21 protein-coding genes are annotated in these 19149 nt (G+C 35.5%); 8 read left to right on the top strand and 13 right to left on the bottom strand.

What is annotated here, in order from left to right; all coding sequences use genetic code 11:
• Positions 1–183 precede the first annotated feature (183 nt).
• On the top strand, positions 184–1752 hold the full coding sequence (locus F985_RS11395) for an acetyl-CoA C-acetyltransferase (protein WP_004701062.1): 1569 nt from the start codon (positions 184–186) through the stop codon (positions 1750–1752).
• 60 nt (positions 1753–1812) lie between these two features.
• On the opposite strand, the gene aceI is transcribed toward F985_RS11395, so the two are convergent.
• Entirely contained in the window at positions 1813–2247 is a 435-nt protein-coding gene (aceI, locus tag F985_RS11390; RefSeq protein ID WP_004701059.1) for a chlorhexidine efflux PACE transporter AceI, read from the bottom strand.
• Between the two features lie 90 nt (positions 2248–2337).
• Here aceI and aceR point away from each other — a divergent pair, with 90 nt between their 5' ends.
• The 3 genes from aceR to leuE all read left to right on the top strand — a co-directional run bounded on the left by aceR (position 2338) and on the right by leuE (position 5076).
• Positions 2338–3231 carry an HTH-type transcriptional regulator AceR gene (gene aceR, locus F985_RS11385; RefSeq protein ID WP_004701057.1) on the top strand — a complete coding sequence of 298 codons (894 nt, stop codon included), beginning with the start codon at positions 2338–2340 and terminating at the stop codon, positions 3229–3231.
• A gap of 130 nt (positions 3232–3361) precedes the next feature.
• Positions 3362–4351, top strand: a complete 990-nt coding sequence (gene tal, locus F985_RS11380; RefSeq protein ID WP_004701056.1) for a transaldolase — start codon at positions 3362–3364, stop codon at positions 4349–4351.
• Between the two features lie 74 nt (positions 4352–4425).
• A complete protein-coding gene (leuE, locus tag F985_RS11375; protein WP_004701054.1) occupies positions 4426–5076 on the top strand; it encodes a leucine efflux protein LeuE in 651 nt (216 codons plus the stop codon).
• Between the two features lie 35 nt (positions 5077–5111).
• On the opposite strand, the gene F985_RS11370 is transcribed toward leuE, so the two are convergent.
• Complete coding sequence (locus F985_RS11370; protein ID WP_004701051.1) at positions 5112–5585, bottom strand: Lrp/AsnC family transcriptional regulator; 474 nt, start codon at positions 5583–5585, stop codon at positions 5112–5114.
• Between the two features lie 187 nt (positions 5586–5772).
• Between F985_RS11370 and F985_RS11365 the strand changes: the two genes are divergently transcribed.
• Positions 5773–6945, top strand: coding sequence for a benzoate/H(+) symporter BenE family transporter (locus F985_RS11365; RefSeq protein WP_004701049.1), 1173 nt, complete (start codon positions 5773–5775; stop codon positions 6943–6945).
• 73 nt (positions 6946–7018) lie between these two features.
• Here the strand turns inward: F985_RS11365 and F985_RS11360 are convergent, their stop codons facing one another.
• The 5 genes from F985_RS11360 to F985_RS11340 all read right to left on the bottom strand — a co-directional run bounded on the left by F985_RS11360 (position 7019) and on the right by F985_RS11340 (position 12175).
• Positions 7019–7738: an MgtC/SapB family protein gene (locus tag F985_RS11360; protein ID WP_004701047.1), complete on the bottom strand. Its 720-nt coding sequence runs from the start codon at positions 7736–7738 to the stop codon at positions 7019–7021.
• Between the two features lie 15 nt (positions 7739–7753).
• A complete protein-coding gene (gene mgtA / locus F985_RS11355) occupies positions 7754–10510 on the bottom strand; it encodes a magnesium-translocating P-type ATPase (RefSeq protein ID WP_004701045.1) in 2757 nt (918 codons plus the stop codon).
• A 101-nt stretch (positions 10511–10611) separates the two neighbouring features.
• Positions 10612–10770: a hypothetical protein gene (locus F985_RS25905; protein ID WP_004701042.1), complete on the bottom strand. Its 159-nt coding sequence runs from the start codon at positions 10768–10770 to the stop codon at positions 10612–10614.
• Positions 10771–11073: 303 nt separating this feature from the next.
• Complete coding sequence (locus tag F985_RS11350; protein WP_004701040.1) at positions 11074–11517, bottom strand: RDD family protein; 444 nt, start codon at positions 11515–11517, stop codon at positions 11074–11076.
• A 430-nt stretch (positions 11518–11947) separates the two neighbouring features.
• Complete coding sequence (locus F985_RS11340; protein ID WP_004701036.1) at positions 11948–12175, bottom strand: hypothetical protein; 228 nt, start codon at positions 12173–12175, stop codon at positions 11948–11950.
• A 280-nt stretch (positions 12176–12455) separates the two neighbouring features.
• On the opposite strand from F985_RS11340, the gene F985_RS11335 reads away from it, so the two are divergent.
• Both F985_RS11335 and F985_RS11330 read left to right on the top strand, forming a co-directional pair.
• The gene (locus tag F985_RS11335) at positions 12456–12899 is read left to right on the top strand and encodes a universal stress protein (RefSeq protein ID WP_004701033.1); all 444 of its coding nucleotides are present in this window, start codon (positions 12456–12458) and stop codon (positions 12897–12899) included.
• Between the two features lie 264 nt (positions 12900–13163).
• Positions 13164–14747 carry an ATP-binding cassette domain-containing protein gene (locus F985_RS11330; RefSeq protein WP_004701031.1) on the top strand — a complete coding sequence of 528 codons (1584 nt, stop codon included), beginning with the start codon at positions 13164–13166 and terminating at the stop codon, positions 14745–14747.
• A 60-nt stretch (positions 14748–14807) separates the two neighbouring features.
• Here the strand turns inward: F985_RS11330 and F985_RS11325 are convergent, their stop codons facing one another.
• The gene (locus F985_RS11325; protein WP_004701029.1) at positions 14808–15239 is read right to left on the bottom strand and encodes a hypothetical protein; all 432 of its coding nucleotides are present in this window, start codon (positions 15237–15239) and stop codon (positions 14808–14810) included.
• A 381-nt stretch (positions 15240–15620) separates the two neighbouring features.
• On the opposite strand from F985_RS11325, the gene F985_RS11320 reads away from it, so the two are divergent.
• Positions 15621–16325: a hypothetical protein gene (locus tag F985_RS11320; protein ID WP_004701027.1), complete on the top strand. Its 705-nt coding sequence runs from the start codon at positions 15621–15623 to the stop codon at positions 16323–16325.
• Between the two features lie 42 nt (positions 16326–16367).
• Here the strand turns inward: F985_RS11320 and F985_RS11315 are convergent, their stop codons facing one another.
• The 5 genes from F985_RS11315 to F985_RS11295 all read right to left on the bottom strand — a co-directional run bounded on the left by F985_RS11315 (position 16368) and on the right by F985_RS11295 (position 18740).
• Positions 16368–16499 carry a hypothetical protein gene (locus tag F985_RS11315; protein WP_004701025.1) on the bottom strand — a complete coding sequence of 44 codons (132 nt, stop codon included), beginning with the start codon at positions 16497–16499 and terminating at the stop codon, positions 16368–16370.
• A 211-nt stretch (positions 16500–16710) separates the two neighbouring features.
• Entirely contained in the window at positions 16711–17094 is a 384-nt protein-coding gene (locus tag F985_RS11310; protein WP_004701023.1) for a hypothetical protein, read from the bottom strand.
• A gap of 175 nt (positions 17095–17269) precedes the next feature.
• The gene (locus tag F985_RS11305; protein WP_004701021.1) at positions 17270–17551 is read right to left on the bottom strand and encodes a hypothetical protein; all 282 of its coding nucleotides are present in this window, start codon (positions 17549–17551) and stop codon (positions 17270–17272) included.
• A 182-nt stretch (positions 17552–17733) separates the two neighbouring features.
• On the bottom strand, positions 17734–18087 hold the full coding sequence (locus F985_RS11300; RefSeq protein WP_004701019.1) for a hypothetical protein: 354 nt from the start codon (positions 18085–18087) through the stop codon (positions 17734–17736).
• Positions 18088–18308: 221 nt separating this feature from the next.
• Positions 18309–18740, bottom strand: coding sequence for a hypothetical protein (locus tag F985_RS11295; RefSeq protein ID WP_004701016.1), 432 nt, complete (start codon positions 18738–18740; stop codon positions 18309–18311).
• Between the last annotated feature and the right edge of the window lie 409 nt (positions 18741–19149).

Genomic DNA, 19149 nt, shown 5'->3' with positions numbered 1-19149 from the left:
TGAGATGGACAGAAACAATATGAAATCAGTCGTTCATTAGAGTTACTCCAAATCATACTTGAGTTCATCTTTGGATGTCTTGACCTGAATGCTATCTACAATGTCATTCTAGTCAATACAGGTCTATTTGAATTGTGTTAAGGTAGCTAGCAAGAATATCGTTATTATGCTTGGAAAAGCCTTATGAGCAAAACAACTCAAGAAAATCCAGCAGTCGAGAATTCTGCTCAGGAAAAAGTGTCAAATACATCAAAGTCGGCTTCTAACACGGCTAAGCGTAACAGCACTACTCCTAAAGCAGCAACTAATACACAAAAAACGACACGTACTCGTTCAACGACTGCACCTGCACGTAGCCCTCGTAGTAAGAGTGCTGCTTCAGCAACCCCGTCTACATCTTCAAATGTAGCTGCAGCACCAAAAGCAACAAAAACCAAACCTTCTGTTCAACAGGATAAAACCATGAGTCAAAACACTGTTCGCCGCGTTGCAATTATTGGTGGCAACCGTATTCCATTTGCACGTTCAAATACTGCTTATTTCAAAGCGTCTAATTCTGACATGCTGACAGCAGCATTGAATGGTTTGGTTGAACGCTTTAATTTACAAGGTAAGCGTATTGGTGAAGTTGTTGCGGGCGCTGTTTTAAAACACAGCCGTGATTTCAACATGACTCGTGAAGTTGTACTGAGCACAGATCTTGCTCCTGAAACTCCTGCTTATGACATTCAAATTGCATGTGGTACAGGTTTACAAGCAGCTTTTGTAGTTGCCAACAAAATTGCACTTGGTCAAATCGATGTAGGTATTGCAGGTGGTGTAGATACAACTTCTGACGCGCCGATTGCTGTAGGTGATGGCTTACGTAAAGTTTTACTTGAGCTCAATGTTGCTAAAACGGGTAAAGACCGCCTTAAAGCTTTAACAAAAATTGATTTTAAAAAGCTTCTTGATGCACCAAGCAACGGTGAACCACGTACTGGTCTTTCAATGGGTGAGCACCAAGCAATTACTGCATTAGAATGGGGTATCACTCGTGAAGCACAAGACGAGCTAGCTGCAAGCAGCCATCAAAAACTTGCTGCTGCTTATGAGCGTGGTTTCTTTGATGACTTAATGACTCCTTTCTTGGGTCTTAACCGTGATAACAACTTACGTGCAGACAGTACAGTTGAAAAACTTGCTAAGTTAAAACCAGTTTTCGGTAAAGGCGAAACTGCAACAATGACTGCAGGTAACTCAACTCCGTTAACTGACGGTGCTTCTGTTGTATTGCTTGCATCTGAAGAATGGGCAAAAGAAAACGGTCATGAAGTTTTAGCTTACCTTTCTTTCTCTGAAACAGCAGCTGTTGACTTCATTGGTAAGAACGGCCCTAAAGAAGGTTTGTTAATGGCTCCTGCTTATGCAGTACCTCGTATGCTTAAGCGCGCTAACCTTAAACTTCAAGATTTCGATTTCTACGAAATCCATGAAGCATTTGCATCTCAAGTGTTATCTACATTGAAAGCTTGGGAAGATGAAAAATTCTGTAAAGAACGTCTTGGTTTAGATGCACCTTTAGGTTCAATTGACCGCTCTAAACTTAACGTAAATGGTTCATCTTTAGGTGCAGGTCACCCATTTGCTGCAACTGGTGGTCGTATCTTGGCTACTGCTGCGAAATTGATTAATCAAAAAGGTTCAGGTCGTGCATTAATCTCGATCTGTACAGCAGGTGGTGAAGGCGTTGTAGCAATCGTAGAGAAATAATTTTACGACTCACCTAAAAAAGCACCCTGATGGGTGCTTTTTTACTTTAACTAGTTAATTTTAATGAAGTGATGCAGCTTTAGCATTTGGGAAAAACTTATCTTCAATATGGTCATAGCACCACTGGAAAATAAAGGTATAAACCAAAATACATAAGGTTAAGCCAATATCTAAAATAAATGCATCAATCACTGTCATCTGCATCATATATGCAATCATTGGAACAGTCGCAATCAGCAAACCACCCTCAAAACCAATTGCATGTAAAATCCGCACAGGGATCGTTCTTTCCCAATTATATTTATGCTCTACTTTTTCGAAATAGTGGTTAAAAATCATATTCCAGAAAACTGAAACCACTGCCATAAACACACCAAGTGTTCCGGTCACTTCCATCGGCATGTCAAAAATAAAACTTAATGCAATCGCAATGATGACCAATAAAATTCCTTCATAACTGATTGCATGAATGAGTCTTCTCTTGGAAATCAACATTTTTAAATACTCAATAATTACTTGGATAATGTGCATTTTATTTTTATAATTTTGATTAATCCAATTAGGTTCTTTCAGTTTTTTTGACAGATGAATATTAATCAAGAACAATTGCTCATGTTCCAAGCCGTTATGGAAACAGGTTCATTTTCAGCAGCAGCACGCAAACTTGGAAAAGTTCCTTCTGCTGTAAGCATGTCTATTGCTAATTTAGAAATCGATCTGGACTTAACTTTATTTGAACGTAAAGGCCGTGAACCTACCCCAACAGCTGAAGCACGAGTGCTATATGAAAAAACGGCGCAACTATTAATTGAAATGAATCAATGGAAACAACACGCCCATGCATTAAGTACTGGTCTAGAACCAAACCTCACTATTGTTGTGGTGTCTGAGCTGCTACATACCAATTGGACCGACTATGTTTGCCTATTAGAAAGCCGCTTCCCTGACCTACAAATTAATATTGTGTCTGCCCCTCAAGAGGATGCACTTCACATGTTACTAGATGGCTCTGCCCAACTGGCCCTTATGTTTGAACGTGAACATTTAGACAATAGAGAGCAGTTTGTAGAACTCAAACGTGAAGCTTTAATTCCTGTTATTTCAAAAACCCATCCGCTCGCAAGCCAAGAGCATGTTTCTTATGAGCAGATTTTGGGTACGAGACAAATTGTGGTGGCAAGTCGAGATGAGACGTTAAAACCCGAATTATTATTTTCAAAACACTACTGGCGTACAGACAACCACCACTCCGCATGCCTAATGATTTTACGTAATTTGGGTTGGGGGGTACTGCCACAAGAAATGTTTAAAGAAAACCCTGAGTTAAACAACAAGCTAAAAGCATTAGATGTATTTGATTTTACAGCGCGTTTTGAATATTACGTCGACTTAGTTTGGAGCCGTGAAAATGAACTTGGTGCTGCTGCACGATTCCTCATTGACCATATTCGTAATAAGCGAATGCAGCAGGTCCCTTAAAATAATTTCAATTTAGATGCACAACATAAACGTTTTTCTTTGAAACATAACAATTGATATATCGACAGTATGGATAGAGTTTGTGCTATAAAGAAAACATAAGATTTATTACTGAAGATGTTGAATATCAATGACTCATACAGCACTTGACCAATTAAAAACATTAACGACCGTTGTTGCCGATAGTAGTGACCTTGATGCAATTCGTAAATTTCGTCCATTAGACGCTACGACAAATCCTTCATTGATTACGGCAGCGGCAGAACAACCAGAAAGTAAAGAGCTCATTGAAGATGCTTATTATCAAGCCAAAGAAGAAGGCTATAAAAGTGATGAGTTGATTGAAAGAACCATTGATATTTTAACCGTAAAATTTGGCGTAGAAATTTTAAAACTCATTGAAGGCCGTGTTTCGACAGAAGTTGATGCTGCCCTTTCATATGACACCGAAGCAACCATTAAAAAAGCGCATGAATTATGTGAACTTTACAAAGGTTATGGTATTGATCAGTCACGTATTTTGATTAAAATCGCGTCGACTTGGGAAGGTATTCAAGCTGCTAAGGTACTTGAAGCTGAAGGGATTGCTTGTAACCTTACTCTGCTTTTCGGTTTACACCAAGCACAAGCATGTGCAGATGCAAAAGTGACTTTAATCTCACCATTTGTCGGCCGTATTTTAGACTGGTACAAAAAGGCTGAAGGTGTAGATGCCTACCCAATCGAAAAAGACCCAGGCGTAGTTTCAGTTAAGAAAATCTACACTTACTACAAGCAGCAAAATATTCCAACTCAAGTGATGGGTGCGAGCTTCCGTAGCATTGATCAAGTGCTTGGCCTTGCAGGATGTGATTTGCTAACGATTTCACCGGGGCTACTTACCCAGCTTGAGCAAGATACACGTACAGTTGATGCAGCTCTTGATGCGACTAGATCAAAACAAGCAGAGGCTATTGTTAGACCTGCTCAAAACGAACAAAGCTTTAAAGACGAACTTAATCATGACTTAATGGCATTCCAACTTTTACAAGGTGGTGTTGATGGCTTTATTAAAGCTCGTGACCAATTAAGTTTTTTATTACGTCAATCTTTTGGAATTGATGCAGAAATTAAACCTTAAAAAAACTGCACTTTTCATACAAAATTGCCGATTTTTGTTATCATGACAAAAATCGGTTTTTTATTAGGTTTCTTGTGTTCGGCATAACAGATATAACAACATATATTATTGGTACATTCCTAATTGTGTTATTACCCGGACCCAATTCCCTTTATGTGATGTCAATTGCTTCACGCTATGGGATTAAAACCGGATATATGGGTGCACTTGGTATTTTTACTGGTGATCTTATTTTGATGCTCTGTACCGTACTGGGTGCTGCTTCTTTATTAAAAGCATTTCCTTGGGTTTTTATTATTCTTAAACTCGTTGGTGCACTTTATTTGTCCTATTTAGGGTTTAAGCTTTTACAAGGCAGTATTCAACGCTGGAAACTACGTAATCAACCACAACCAGAAATGGCTGATTTACCTACTTTAGATAAAATTCACCCGTATAAAACTGCCTTAAGTATTAGTTTACTTAACCCTAAAGCGATTTTATTTTTCTTATCTTTCTTTGTTCAGTTTATTAATCCAGATTACGCTTATCCAGCTTTAAGTTTTTTAATTTTAGCGGTTATTTTACAAATTATTAGCTTTAGCTATTTAACAGCGCTTATTTTCTCTGGAATTAAGCTCTCGGCATTTTTTAAACAAAACCATAAAATTGCAGCAAGTAGTATTTTCTTGGTTGGCATTTTATTTTTTGGATTTGGTTTAAAGTTGGCAACTTCAACGATGTAATCTGCCTAGCCTATAAAAATGAACATACTGAACTTTTAAAATGCCAGCATGCCATCTGTTTTGACTTCATTGAGTACAAAGAATGTTCTAACCTGCCTTACTCCTGGTAAAGCAATAATTTTCTCACTATGAAATCGGTTAAAAGCAGCCAAATCTTTAACACGAATTTTTAGAAAATAATCGACTTCTCCAGCAACTAGATAACATTCTAAAACATTCTCCAAACCACCCGATGCCTGTTCAAACGCTTGAAAGCTATCGGGTGTTGAACGGTCTAGTACTACGCCCACTAATACAATTGTTTCACGCTGTACTGTAGCCGGATTAATTCGCGCACGAACATCCAAGATTGCCCCTATTTTAAAAAGACGCTGGGTATGATTCCAACAAGATGAGGTGCTTATACCTACAAGTTTTGCCAGTTCGGCGTTACTTAAGCGTCCATTTTCTTGTAAACAACGCATAATTTTCAGATCAAGCGGTGTTAAATTTTCAGCTTGTTCATCCATAAGAACAATATCCAGTATTCATTAATTTTTATGAAATGAATAATAGCATTTATAGCTATTTAAAAAATATTATTTCATTTTTAAGATAAAAATAGAAAGCACCTTCTTAAAAAAAATTGTTAGATTTACCTAGCTGAAAATGTAGGCAGAAACATATTAATTTTTCAGGGATTTAGAACATTTAGCCATGCAAAAGATTCTTCAAGATTTTTCTATTCCAGCTGTATTCGCGGGTTTCATTACCTTTCTTATTGGTATTAGTGTTTCGGCTATTTTAGTGATTCAGGCTGCCCAAGCTTTAGGTGCTTCACCTGAACAAATCACCTCATGGTTTTGGGCTTTAGGTTTGGGTCTTGGTTTATCAGGATTTATTCTTTCGTGGAAATTTAAATACCCTGTAGCAACAGCTTGGTCTACTGCTGGTCTCGCCTTAATTATTGCAACTGGCGGTGGATATAGCATAAATGAAGCAATTGGTGCTTTTTTAGTTGTTGGTGTACTGACTGCGATTTTAGGTTTTTCAGGAATTTTTCAAAAAGCACTTTCATATATTCCTCAAAGCTTGACCAGTGCCATGCTTGCAGGCGTTTTACTCAAATTTGGTATTTCACTTTTCGCAAGTTTACAAAATGATTGGGCATTCGTTTTATCTTTGCTCGTCATTTATATCATTACAAAAAGATTATGGCCGCGTTATAGCATCGTGTTCACAGCACTTGCTGGTGTTTTGCTCTGTCCTGTGTTTTTAGACTTTCATATGCCTACACTTCACTGGTCTTTGGCTAAACCTGTTTGGATTAGTCCTGTCTTTAGCTGGTCGGCTCTTTTGGGCTTAGCGTTACCTCTTTTTGTGATTAGTATGGCTTCGCAGTATTTACCCGGTATTGCCATGATTAAGAGTTATGGCTATCAACCACATGTTAACCAACTCATTGGCTGGACCGGTTTAACCCAAGTTTTGCTTGCACCTTTTGGTTGTTATAGCGTTAATATTGCCGCGATTAGTGCGGCTGTATGCCTTGACGATCAAGTTCATCCTGACCCAAGTAAACGTTATATCGCTGGCATAAGCTCTGGTTTTTTCTATGCATTGATGGGACTATTTGCAGCAACACTGACAAGCTTGCTCATGTCTTTTCCTCATATTTTTATTGTAGCTTTAGCAGGTATTGCATTACTTGGTACCATCAGCCATAACATTGCACTTGCATTTGGACCTGTTGAAGACCGTGAGGCCGCATTATTTACCTTTTTATGTAGTGCTTCGGGTATCCAATTTTTCGGTATAGGTTCGGCATTTTGGGGTCTGATTGTCGGTATTATTGTATTTGTAGTTCTTAAATTTAAGGCTAGAAAATAAGGCCTAAAATAAAAACTTTGCGCTTAACCATTTAGAGCATTTCATAAACAGTTAAGTGCAAAGTCGCAGTAAATTAATTAATTGCGTTTTTATCCCAAAAAGCTTGGCGTATTTGTGGCATTGCATTTAAGTGGTTAATAATATGCTGTGCTTCTTCTGTCTCAATTGAAGTCGCAATAAGCGTCACCTCTATCTCAACTTCTTTCTCTCCAAAAGGTGTCACATCAATGTCTTTAGCAGGATAATTGTGATGCTTCAACGTTAGGTTTAATTCATCCATAACCACTTTACTCTGACTGCGGTCACATATGATGTAAATGACATGCAAGACTTCTGTGTCATCGTCTAATGGACGGCGGTCAATGATATGAACAATCGGTCTCAATAGCGTATTGGCAGATAAAATAAAAGCTGTTGCCAGTATAGCTTCAATAATTAAATCGGAACCTGCCGCCGCTCCAACCGCAGCAGAACACCACAAAGTCGCTGCGGTATTTAAGCCATGGATATTACCTTCTTGACGCATAATCACACCTGCGCCCAAGAAACCAATCCCTGAAACCACATAAGCAATGACCCGAACAGCGCCATCTGCTCCAGTAAGATTTGTTGCAACATCCACAAAAATTGCAGCGCCTACAGCGACGAGTACATTGGTTCGAAGACCAGCAGTCCGTTGCCTATATTGACGTTCAAATCCAATTAATGCTCCTAAAACAAAAGCAACTGAGAGACTAATTAAAGTATCAACGATATTGGATAAATCTGCATGTTGTAGAAATTGCAACTTCATCTTGCACCTATAGTTTTATTGCCAACCGTAACGGCGGATGTAGATTTTTTTTACCCATTGAGTAATACACATATAAGCAATCAAAATGAATGGCAAATATAAGAAATAACTTAATGGTAGAGCTTGTAGTTTTAAATAACTTGCTAAAGGCCCCATTGGTAAGAAAATACCAATACACATAATCACCACTGTCATGACTAACAATGGGGTTGCAGCACGACTCTGAATGAATGGAATCTTAGCCGTACGAATCATATGAACAATCAATGTTTGGGTGAGTAAACCTACAACGAACCAACCAGACTGGAATAAAGTCTGATGTTCGGGCGTATTTGCCGAAAACACAAACCACATCAAACAAAAAGTGATAATGTCAAAGATTGAGCTAATTGGTCCAAATACCACCATAAAACGACCAACTTCTTCAGGCTGCCAACGCTGTGGTTTTGCTATTAATTCTTCATCAACATTATCAAAAGGAATCACGATTTGTGATACATCATAAAGTAAGTTTTGGATGAGTAAATGAATAGGCAGCATTGGTAAAAATGGAATAAAAGCACTCGCAATTAATACCGAAAAAACGTTACCGAAATTTGAACTCGCCGTCATTTTGATGTATTTCAACATATTGGCAAAAGTTCGACGACCCTCAATTACACCCTTTTCAAGTACCATTAAGCTTTTTTCGAGCAAAATTAAATCTGCTGATTCTTTAGCAATGTCTACAGCAGTATCTACAGAAATACCAATATCGGCAGCACGTATTGCAGCAGCATCATTAATACCGTCTCCCAAGAAGCCAACCACATGACCATTTGCTTTTAACTGATCAACAATACGCTCTTTATGTACTGGACTAAGCTTCGCAAAAATATGGTATTGCTCCACTGCTCTTTTGAGCTGCTCATCGGTTAAGGTTTCAACTACACCACCTAACAGAACTTGATCATAATTCAGACCAATTTCTCGGCACACTTTTTGAGTTACAAACTCATTATCACCTGTAAGTACTTTTACGGTTACACCATGAGCATGCAAACTTTGCACTGCTTCTCGAGCAGACTCTTTAGGTGGATCAAGAAACGCAACATAACCAATTAAAATGAGATCACTTTCATCAATAACCGAATAATTTTCCTGATTATTATCAAACTCACGATACGCTACAGCAACAACACGTAAGCCATCACGGTTATAACGTTGAATTAATGCTTCAATTGCCACTTCACGTTGTTTTATTAAAGGTTCTACTTTGCCATTTACTTCAACATAACGGCAAACTTTCAACATTTCCTCAACTGCGCCTTTAGTAATCATACGCACTTTTTCTTGAGGCGTTTGTACCACGACTGACATACGGCGGCGATCAAAATCAAAAGGAACTTCATCTAACTTCTTATAACGTAACTTTTGCGTTTTGATCTGGTCATCTACAGCTTCTAATACAGCCACATCAAGCAAATTTTTCAAACCAGTTTGATAGTAACTGTTTAAAAAAGCCTGCATGAGCACAAAGTCTGATTTTTCACCATTTACATCAATATGTTGAGATAAAAAGATTTTGTCTTGAGTGAGCGTTCCAGTTTTATCGGTACATAAAACATCCATCGCACCAAAGTTTTGGATCGCATCTAGACGTTTAACAATCACTTTCTTTTTAGATAAGAAAACCGCACCCTTGGCTAAAGTTGAAGTCACAATCATCGGTAGCATTTCTGGAGTAAGACCAACAGCAACTGATAGCGCGAATAAAAATGCCTCAGTCCAATCACCTTTGGTAAAGCCATTAATGAACAGTACAACAGGTGCCATCACCAACATAAAGCGAATGAGTAACCAACTGACTTTGTTAACACCCATTTGAAATGCTGTGTTGCTTCGATCAGTAGCCGTAACTCGGTGAGCAAGTGCACCAAAATATGTTTGAATACCAGTACTTAAAACAACTGCTTGAGCCGAACCAGAAACAATATTGGTTCCCATAAATACAATGTTATCTAGCTCTAAAGCACTCGTTTCTTCGAGATTTTTCTGTAAAGGAAATTTCTCGACAGGCATCGATTCACCAGTCATTGCAGCTTGAGAAACAAACAAATCTTTGGCATTTAAAATTCTGCAATCAGCAGGAATCATATCTCCCGCCGATAGTAAAATCACATCACCTGGCACCAAATATTGAATTGGCATTTCAAATTGATGGTTGGTTTGATTCTTAACATCAATACCATAGCGCTCATGCATAAGCGCTAAATCTTCTGCACTGACTTGATGACGAAGTACTGTAGCAGTATTGCTCACCATTGCCTTTAAGGCATCCGCAGCTTGATTTGATTTTGCTTCTTGCCAATAACGAAGTAACGTCGAGAGAATAACCATCACACTAATGATAGTTGAACCCGTTAAATCATCGGTAAAAAAAGCAATTAGTGCCAAAAGGCTAAGCAAAATATTGAACGGATTGCGGTAACAATACCAAAGATGTTGCCACCAAGTTAATGGTTTCTCATGAGTAATCTCATTAAGCCCCACTGCCATTTGCTGGGTATGTGCTTGCTCTTCTGTAAGCCCTGTGAAGTGAGTATCGAATTGTTTTAATAAGTCACCTGTTTGGGCTCTTGATGCATCGAGCAGACGCATAGATAAGTTTTTGCTAATTTCTTGAGCATAGCTTGATTGATGTAGCTCTTTAAAAGATCGATTACGACCAAAAAAACGCATCAAATGAAATCTTTGTAAAAATGCTGTGAAGAGTCGTTGCCAGAATTTCATCACGAAATCCTCCATTTTTTAGGCGTACAAAGCTCTCGACCTTATTGAGAAATAAAGTCTATAAAAATTTAAAATTTAGAAAGGAATTGGAGATCGTAGACTTACGATGAAGAAGAGAAAATTAGCCCAAAGCCAAACCAACGCTGACGAAAAGTCACAGGTTTGAACATAGCTCGGATACTTTGAATCGTATGAGACGAATTATTTACCAACATTGAAGTTTGGTAGGCATAGCTGTGTGTGGAAGCATATAAAAACATTGGCTTCTCCCCATTTCTAGCGAGAAACTAAACAGATAAGCGCTTGAAGTACTTGATTACAAATAAAGTAATTTGTATAGGTTTAATCTAATTTTTTACAAAGCTATCTCGTTGCAAGATAGCCCTTCCTAAAGGTGATCTTGCTCAGAATTGGCTTTGGTTTAATTGATAATTAAACTCGAACCTCGAACAACTACCCATTTAGGATCTCCATTAAATAAACTCGCGGCAAGTATATGTTTTACTCTCTAGTACACAAGTTTATTTTTGTAATTTTTTATTAACAAAAATTTTAATCAAGCCCTATAGCTCTCTTACAACTACTGTTTTCGCCATCTTGTCATGCCATCCTTGTTTTTTCGGATCAAACGCCACCCAAAAAAGACCGATACAAAACACTAAAATGGATGGAATATATCCAATATAACGAATGATAGATTGCATCAAAGTTAACTTATTGCCTGTTTTTTCATCGAGAACCTTTAAACGCATTAAACGTTTTCCAGGGGTACCCGCAAGATAGATCCAACATAAAACGGTGTATAAAAACGGAAAAGCATAATTCACGATCAAATCAAAACCATAATTTTGAGGTTTACTGCTCAAACCAGTAGAAAATATCAAATCATAATCGCCATGATAAAAAATCCATGCTGCAGGTATAATTGCTAAAAACATGATAAGGCTATCTATAATCATTGCCCCAAATCTTAGCCAGAACCCTGCATATTCGTATTTATAACTCATGCATACACCTCACTTTTCTTATGTTTTTACTTTACACCAAACACATAACTTCATTTTAGTTTCATCGTAAAGGAAACGTTTTTATTTTTAAATACTTGAAGTAATTTTTTAATTTTTAATTTTATTAAGAATTGCCCTAAATTTTTTCGAGACCATGCGTCCATAACATTAAAATAACATAGATCATTTTTAAGTATTTTATAAACACAAAACTCTAAATAAAGTAGCTTAATTATTTTCATTCGATTAGGCATATATAACACCTAACTATTTCCAATAGAAAAACATCGATTTTACGTTCTTTTTTAAATAATAAAGCAGCACAAAAAAGCCCTAAACTAATAATAATTTAAAGAGGCTTGAAGTTAATATGCTATTAAATTTTTCAGAATGTTAAATACCCCCAAAAACATGATAAAGATCATATTTCTTATTTAACTTCAAAATAATGCTTTTCAGTAACGAGTTTTATTTTTAGATTTTTATATAATCGATCCTTGGCATTCTCGAGCGAAGGTACTACTTTTTCTGCAAATTTATCATCAGCCATAAGCCTTGCATAAGTTTTGTAGCCGATTACTAATTTTTCTGGCTCTTTACCTGTTTGTTTAAATTCTTCAATAAGCTTACTTACTTTCTTTGCTGTTAAATCTGCCATATGGTCGCTCCCCCTCGATATACTATTTGGTTATACGAGCTCAGTGTGACAAAAATATGAAAAAGTAATTTATTGTAAAGTTCAGCTAAAAAATAAGTTTTCAGTTTAATCTTTACCACCTTAATAGTTATATTTAAAAACCTTATAAAACAATGAAATAATTAAATTTAATTTGATTGCGACTTAATTGAATTGATTTGTACCTTTAAACAAATGTGTTACTCTTAAAGTAAGAAAAGCTTCATACATATAACAACTTGTAAATAAGAGGAATAACATTATGAATTATCAACATATTATTGTACCTGTAGATGGTTCAGAAATTTCTTTGGCAGCAGCACGTCAAGCTGCCCATATTGCTAAGGCTTTTGGTAGTAAACTTACAGCGATTAGTCTTGTTGCAGTAGACCCATTTAGCGGTGTCGATTTTTATTACATCTCCCCTGTTGTAAAAGATTATTTTGTTGAAGCTCGTGCAAATGCTGAAAAAACACTGGCTAAAGTAAAAGCTTTATGTGCTGAAGAAGGTGTTGATATTGATACAGAAATTATTCAGGGTGAAATTTCATCTGACGGTATTTTAAAAGCTGTAGAAGACTTAAAATCAGACTTAATTGTTATTGGTTCACATGGCCGTAAAGGTTTCCAAAAACTTATTTTAGGTAGTTTTGCGCAAGATGTTCTTAACAGCACCAAAATTCAAGTTTTGGTCGTAAAAGAATAATTTCTTGATGTTAAGGAAAAGCCTAATCTATATCTATGGATTGGGCTTTTCTTTTTAAACTGCATAAATTTTACACAGACTAAAAATCATTATAGAATACCAAGCTCGTTTCCTATTCTTTGTGAGTCACGCCAATGAAGTAAGTCCTTTTTCTCATCAATTTTCCTTTTTTGATGTGCAAAATAGACTATTTCTTAGTGGCTTAACGTCTTTATTTAAAGTTTAACTTTCCTATTTTGTACATCCTGTATTTATGAGGTTTTAATGACTCAGCAGGCATGTGTAATATCACAACTCACTCTAGAATTTCCTTCGAAAGTGATGTTTAAACAATTGAATTTCTCACTAGAGTATCGCCAAGTATCCGCTTTAATTGGTCGTAATGGTCAAGGTAAGTCCTTACTTATGCAATTGCTCCAAGAAGTTTGTCCCACTGAGGAAATGCACATCAGCGGTCAAATTACTTGGCAAACGAAGCATGCATATTTATCTCAATTAATGCGTCTTTCTTCATCCACCATTGCAGAAGCTTTAGAGATCGATCATCTCTACAATGCCTTGCAAAGAGTAGAACGAGGCGAAGCTGAATATGATGATTATGATTTATTAGAGGGCAAATGGGATCTTCCTTCAGTTTGGGAAACTTTATTGCGATCGGCACAACTACCAACCGACTTAAAATTTCCAGTTCATCAATTAAGTGAAGGACAAAAAACCAAGTTAGCGTTAGCAGCATTATTTTTAAAAACCGACCACTATCTATTGCTTGATGAACCAAGTAACCATCTCGATCAAGATGCTAGACAATGGTTGATTGCTCACTTAAAAAATCATCCGGCAGGTGCTCTTATTATTAGCCACGATCTGACTTTACTCAATGAAGTAGACCATATTTACTATTTAAATGAACATGGTTTACATCACACTACTGGAAACTATGATTTCTTTTATGAGCAATATCAAGATCAAATTGAGTCTTTAGAGCAGTCGGTGCATCAACATCAACGTGAAGTTAAACACATGAAGCAGAAGCAACATGATGTCTTAATGAAAGCACAAAAACGTGAACGTGCTGGTAATAAGCTTCGTGATTCAAATTCACAAGCCAAAATTTTACTCGACTTTAAAAAAGAACAGGCTGGACAAAGCTTAGGAGCAATACATTCTCAACATCAGCGTCAAATTGATCAAAGCCAGCAAGACTTAAAGAATAAAAAAGTACTTCTGGAAACCGTTAAGCCCCAGCAATTTGTCTTCCCCTCTTTTCAAAAAAGGTCAGGAGAAATTCTCAGGGTTCATAACCTAAAACTCAAGTATGGCACACAGCAGTCAATTAATTTCGCACTCAAAGCTTCTCAAAAACTTCACTTAGTTGGTCGCAATGGTATTGGTAAATCAACTTTGTTGAAACAGATTGTTAAAAGTAGTTTATTGCCTACCGACGAAATTAGCCTATTTGTAAATTGTTTTTATCTTGATCAGAACTTTAGCTTTTTGTTAGATCATCTATCAGCAGTTGAAAACCTAAGGAATATTAATTCGAATATTTCCGAATTGGAGTGGAGAAATTTACTAGGTCAACTCAGGCTCCGTGGTGATAAAGGTACCCATCCTTTAACTCAACTGAGCGGCGGTGAAAAGTTAAAAGTAGCTTTATTAGGTTTGAGTCATGCAGAGACTATGCCTGAACTTTTATTACTCGATGAACCAGAAAATCATTTAGACATCGAATCAAGAGAACTTTTCGCGAAAGCAATTTCAAGCTATGAAGGTGCTGTATTACTTGTTTCTCATGATTCAAATTTTGTTGATAAATGCGGAATTGTAGAAAAACTTTATTTAAGCTGATTCTATTTTTAATCTATACATAGGCTCGATAGTTTAGAGCTTATGTATAGATTATCTCTGTCATTTTATATTTTTATTATCTAATATTTGCAAATCTAAATTAAAGGACACTGTTCTATTTTTACGTGCACTATTTCGCATTTGATAAACTTGGATAATATAATCACCATCGACGGGCAATACTATTTCTCCGGAAAAACCTAATGTCGAACCCACTAACAAGGCTTGATCTTTGCCTGGCTTTTTACCTGGAGCAAAAATATTAACATAAGCTAAATTATTATAACTATTAATATTGAATTTTAAAACTTGCCCACTTTTTGCAAACACTCTATATCTAACATCATCATAACCTTGAAACTTTCCAGTTAATGTCGTTTGATGTAAACCTTTTAAAAAACTTACTTTTGTTTCAACATTCTTAGCAAGAACTGATAATGGTACAGATAAAATTAAACCAGATAATAATATAGTTTTAATGATTTTTTTCATTTTTAATCCTCAACATTATTTTGAATAATTATATGAAATATACTTTTTATTAAGTTTTAATTTATGTATAAATTTGATGTGTAGCGTTTGAGTTTGTAAATCATTTTCTTATAGCCTTAAAAAATAGATGTCACTAAACTTTAACTTGCCAGCCCAATAAAACCAATTTAGAATCCGCCCAACGAATTTCTGGGGGCTTCATTGTGAGTACTTGCTCGATTGATAGAATTAAATCATCGACTCATATCTAAGTATCCACTACAGCCCTCTGGCTCTCTTGTGGATCTAAGAGAGTCCCCACCTTATTTTATTCTTATTCATCAGTTTTGTTTACAAACTAGCAAATACTTACATGTGCTCTTTGCTGTATTGGAGTCATCAATGCTATTTCTGAACTTAAAAAAATCTATTGTCTTTGTGAGTACTTGCTTAGCCTTTATTTCAAGTTATGCTGGTCGACCAATGGTTGTCGATGATGCTTCTTTAGTTCCTGCCCACACCTGTCAGCTTGACTCATGGATGCAGAATAACCCTAACGATAAGGAATATTGGGTCATCCCTTCTTGTAATATTGGTGGTAATTTTGAATTTGGTATAGGCATGGGCCGTCATTTTTCTGACGACACTGGCAATGCGACTTATACAACTGTGCAAGGGAAAACACTCTTAAAACCACTTGAGACGAATAACTGGGGGATTGGTTTTTCATTTTCGACTCAAATGAGTAACAACCATACTTCTGAAAAAGATTGGACTGTGAATGTTCCCTTAAGTATTTCTATGTTAGATGACCATTTTTTGGTACATACAAATGTGGGTTGGCTTAAAGAACATACCACTCACCGCGAACAAACTACTTGGGGTGTGGGTACAGAAACATTCATTACGAAACCATTAACATTTACTGCCGAAATTTATGGAAATGATCGAGACGATTCATTTTATCAAACCGGCATTAAATATATGTTGTACAAAGATAATGTCCAGTTCAATGCAAGTTATGGTAACCGTTTAAATAAAACAAAAGATGACTCATTTTTCTCTGTCGGCCTAATCTTTGTGACTAATCCACTTTTTTCTAAATGAAATGATCATTAAAAAAGCCCATCTCAGGGTGGGCTTTTGTTTTTATGAATCTTTATCTAGTGAATGTGGCGTTGTAGTTTTATCTTGCTGCTTCGTATCATTCTCGCCTTGGCAACCTATAACAGAGATTGATACGATTGCTACTAAGCTTAGAATAGCTATTATTTTAGTCATATTTTACCTCATACAATTTCCATTGATTAGCTAATAAATACTGGCTATCAATATTACGATCAGCATAGGTTTATAGACTTTTTTGTTTTATCTACATAGAAATGTAAACTGAAACAATCTACTGTAGCCAAAGTAAGACACTATTTTAGAAATTGTATAAAGCCACTACTTATAACTTTTCACTAATCCGAGTAATGCAATTCGTTCTGTTCTAATCGTAAGAAACACAAAAATCTAGCTTATCGTGAGGTTGTTTAAAGCATGTCCATGCATCTTTTTCAGGTTTATCAACAATTTTTTTTGTCTTTAAATTACGATAATAAATGTGTGCATCTTTTAAATTAGATAAGTTACTTCCGACAGAAACACATGGGTCCTCGTTTGAACAAATATTTGATTCTTTAATAAATACTTTAGTGTTAGGAAAAATTAATCTTTCAAAGTTAGATGTTGAGTTATTTGTAGAAGAGAGTAAGCAAGTCTCTGTAGTATTTTTACCCTTTACGACAAAACAACTTTTACTGACCTCGAAGGGCTCTTGAGCGAATGTCCCCGTTGCATAAGGCAATAGAAATAAAGTAATAAGGCGCTTCATGTTCTTTCTCTCTGTATATTCGATATTTAGCCTAAAACTGCCTATTAATATTTAGACTATATTTAACTGAGTTGCCTATAATACCTCTATTAAGTTTAGTTAAATATTTACTATTTGATAAATTTTACAAAATATTGAAAAAACAGCTAAACAACTGATATATCAAATCAAAAAATTATTGATCTAAAATTTCCCAATCAGTTCCAATTTGTGCCAAAGCAGGTAGTTCATCACTATTAAAAACATTATTTTTACTATCAATAGCGAATCGATAGAGTGGAATTGAATCTGCCTCTGTTTTTTTAAAAAAACTAAAATCTTCGTTGATATGGATTAAGTCCTCTGAGCTATTATCTACTGCTATTTTACTTTTACCCACACCTAAAGGTATGTGTATATAACTTTCACAAGTAACATGAACTCTATTGCCATCCAAATCTTGATATGAACATTTCATATTTAAGCCTTTCCATAATTTTTATAGATGTGTAGGAAAACTTAACATGCTATGCACATAAGTTATGGATTTTTTTATGATGTAATTGTTTAAGTATGTATATCATGTTGAAAAGTGAACTGTTTTCTCTAATTAGGATTGATAGAAATTTTCAAAAAAAGCACCGTTATCGGTGCTTATTGTTATTTACACTTTCCATGAGGACTGTTTATTTCTTCTTTTAAAGAATCAATATCCATTTTAATTAATTCTTTATCATTTGCTAGTTCTCGACCAGATTTCTTCATGAAGGTTTTATACTCCTTAAATCTAGCAATAAGAAATTCATTATATTGTAGTTCAGATTGCATATAAGTACATTCTATTGAATCTAGCTTTTTTCTTTGTGCACCAGTTAGATTTTTATTCGCATTCTTTTTGATAAAAGCGTCTCTTTCTGCCTGAACTACATGAATTTTCTCTATAAGATTATAATACTCGTCTTCAAAACTTGTGTTTGAAGCAGCCATACTATTAGTACAAATAAGTAAGCCCAAGATAAAAACTCTTAATTTCATAATATATAATATTCACTTATCATAATTAAAAAGTGCATATTATAAGACAATCATGATCAAATAAAGTAAATAAGTTATATAAAGAAAACCGCCCCAGAAGGCGGTTGCTGAAATTTTCCAGCGATTATAAAAGTGCGGTGGATACACACTTTTATAGGACTTTAGACTAGATTTATTTTTTTATTATTTTTCTTATACTCTTAAGAATTAAAATAATTTTCGATCATTCTGACATTTTCTTCGGATACTGCTTTTTTATTTTCCAGTACCCTCTGGGCTTCTTTTTTTACATTAAAGTCTGTGGCCATAATACTTGAAAGTGGTGGAAGTTTTGGCTGCCCACCTATCGTAATTTTTTCAATAAAGCTTGCTAACCACATAATATATTCACCCTTATTTTTATATTTAGGCATTAAGCTCATGTCGATTTTAATGCTGCATTCATTTAAAGGTTTACTTAAGCACTCTTCAAAATCTATAAAATTATATTTCAGTTTACAGGGAGTACCCTTTATCTCTTTTCGAATAATGCTGACTAAATTATTCAGTTGTTCAATCAGGTTGTCAGAAAATAATTTATCTTCTTCAAATCTTTTATAGATCTTTTCGGCAATTGTTATAAATTTTGGCATGGTTCCTTCCCTCTTATTCTAACTTTGTTTGTTAGACTGATTTTTAAGGAAGTATGATGGATATATCATTTCAGTATGTAAGTGTTGAAATGGCAAGTGTAATCAATAAGAGTGTTATGAAACTTGTGCCCATAACTCACCACAGCAAATAATTAAAATGCAAAACTCATCACAATTTATATGCGGAAAAATTTTATATTTGGTAATAATTTTCTAAAAAAATTAAGCTCATCAATAATATTATTTGACCCAAGTTTTTTCTGATATGTTAGCTAAAAATAGAATATAGGAATATTTGAATTATTTTTATTTACTGCCTTGCTGAATAACGAGATGATTTAGTCGAAGAATAAAAGTTAACCCTATATTCAGCAAGGTCTTCTATGGTTTATATTTTAGATTGATGCAG

Source organism: Acinetobacter seifertii (assembly GCF_000368065.1).
GTDB classification, from domain to species: Bacteria; Pseudomonadota; Gammaproteobacteria; order Pseudomonadales; family Moraxellaceae; genus Acinetobacter; species Acinetobacter seifertii.
Note: the sequence above shows the minus strand (reverse complement) of the source record. Positions and strands in the feature narration are given on the sequence as shown.

What these genes read in the sequence shown, in the direction of transcription:
- F985_RS11395 (WP_004701062.1), top strand. Translation starts at nt 184, where the DNA reads ATGAGCAAAACAACTCAAGAAAATCCAGCAGTCGAGAATTCTGCTCAG.
- aceI (WP_004701059.1), bottom strand. Translation starts at nt 2,247, where the DNA reads ATGTTGATTTCCAAGAGAAGACTCATTCATGCAATCAGTTATGAAGGA.
- aceR (WP_004701057.1), top strand. Translation starts at nt 2,338, where the DNA reads ATGAATATTAATCAAGAACAATTGCTCATGTTCCAAGCCGTTATGGAA.
- tal (WP_004701056.1), top strand. Translation starts at nt 3,362, where the DNA reads ATGACTCATACAGCACTTGACCAATTAAAAACATTAACGACCGTTGTT.
- F985_RS11370 (WP_004701051.1), bottom strand. Translation starts at nt 5,585, where the DNA reads ATGGATGAACAAGCTGAAAATTTAACACCGCTTGATCTGAAAATTATG.
- F985_RS11365 (WP_004701049.1), top strand. Translation starts at nt 5,773, where the DNA reads ATGCAAAAGATTCTTCAAGATTTTTCTATTCCAGCTGTATTCGCGGGT.
- F985_RS11360 (WP_004701047.1), bottom strand. Translation starts at nt 7,738, where the DNA reads ATGAAGTTGCAATTTCTACAACATGCAGATTTATCCAATATCGTTGAT.
- mgtA (WP_004701045.1), bottom strand. Translation starts at nt 10,510, where the DNA reads ATGAAATTCTGGCAACGACTCTTCACAGCATTTTTACAAAGATTTCAT.
- F985_RS25905 (WP_004701042.1), bottom strand. Translation starts at nt 10,770, where the DNA reads ATGTTTTTATATGCTTCCACACACAGCTATGCCTACCAAACTTCAATG.
- F985_RS11350 (WP_004701040.1), bottom strand. Translation starts at nt 11,517, where the DNA reads ATGAGTTATAAATACGAATATGCAGGGTTCTGGCTAAGATTTGGGGCA.
- F985_RS11340 (WP_004701036.1), bottom strand. Translation starts at nt 12,175, where the DNA reads ATGGCAGATTTAACAGCAAAGAAAGTAAGTAAGCTTATTGAAGAATTT.
- F985_RS11335 (WP_004701033.1), top strand. Translation starts at nt 12,456, where the DNA reads ATGAATTATCAACATATTATTGTACCTGTAGATGGTTCAGAAATTTCT.
- F985_RS11330 (WP_004701031.1), top strand. Translation starts at nt 13,164, where the DNA reads ATGACTCAGCAGGCATGTGTAATATCACAACTCACTCTAGAATTTCCT.
- F985_RS11325 (WP_004701029.1), bottom strand. Translation starts at nt 15,239, where the DNA reads ATGAAAAAAATCATTAAAACTATATTATTATCTGGTTTAATTTTATCT.
- F985_RS11320 (WP_004701027.1), top strand. Translation starts at nt 15,621, where the DNA reads ATGCTATTTCTGAACTTAAAAAAATCTATTGTCTTTGTGAGTACTTGC.
- F985_RS11315 (WP_004701025.1), bottom strand. Translation starts at nt 16,499, where the DNA reads ATGACTAAAATAATAGCTATTCTAAGCTTAGTAGCAATCGTATCAATC.
- F985_RS11310 (WP_004701023.1), bottom strand. Translation starts at nt 17,094, where the DNA reads ATGAAGCGCCTTATTACTTTATTTCTATTGCCTTATGCAACGGGGACA.
- F985_RS11305 (WP_004701021.1), bottom strand. Translation starts at nt 17,551, where the DNA reads ATGAAATGTTCATATCAAGATTTGGATGGCAATAGAGTTCATGTTACT.
- F985_RS11295 (WP_004701016.1), bottom strand. Translation starts at nt 18,740, where the DNA reads ATGCCAAAATTTATAACAATTGCCGAAAAGATCTATAAAAGATTTGAA.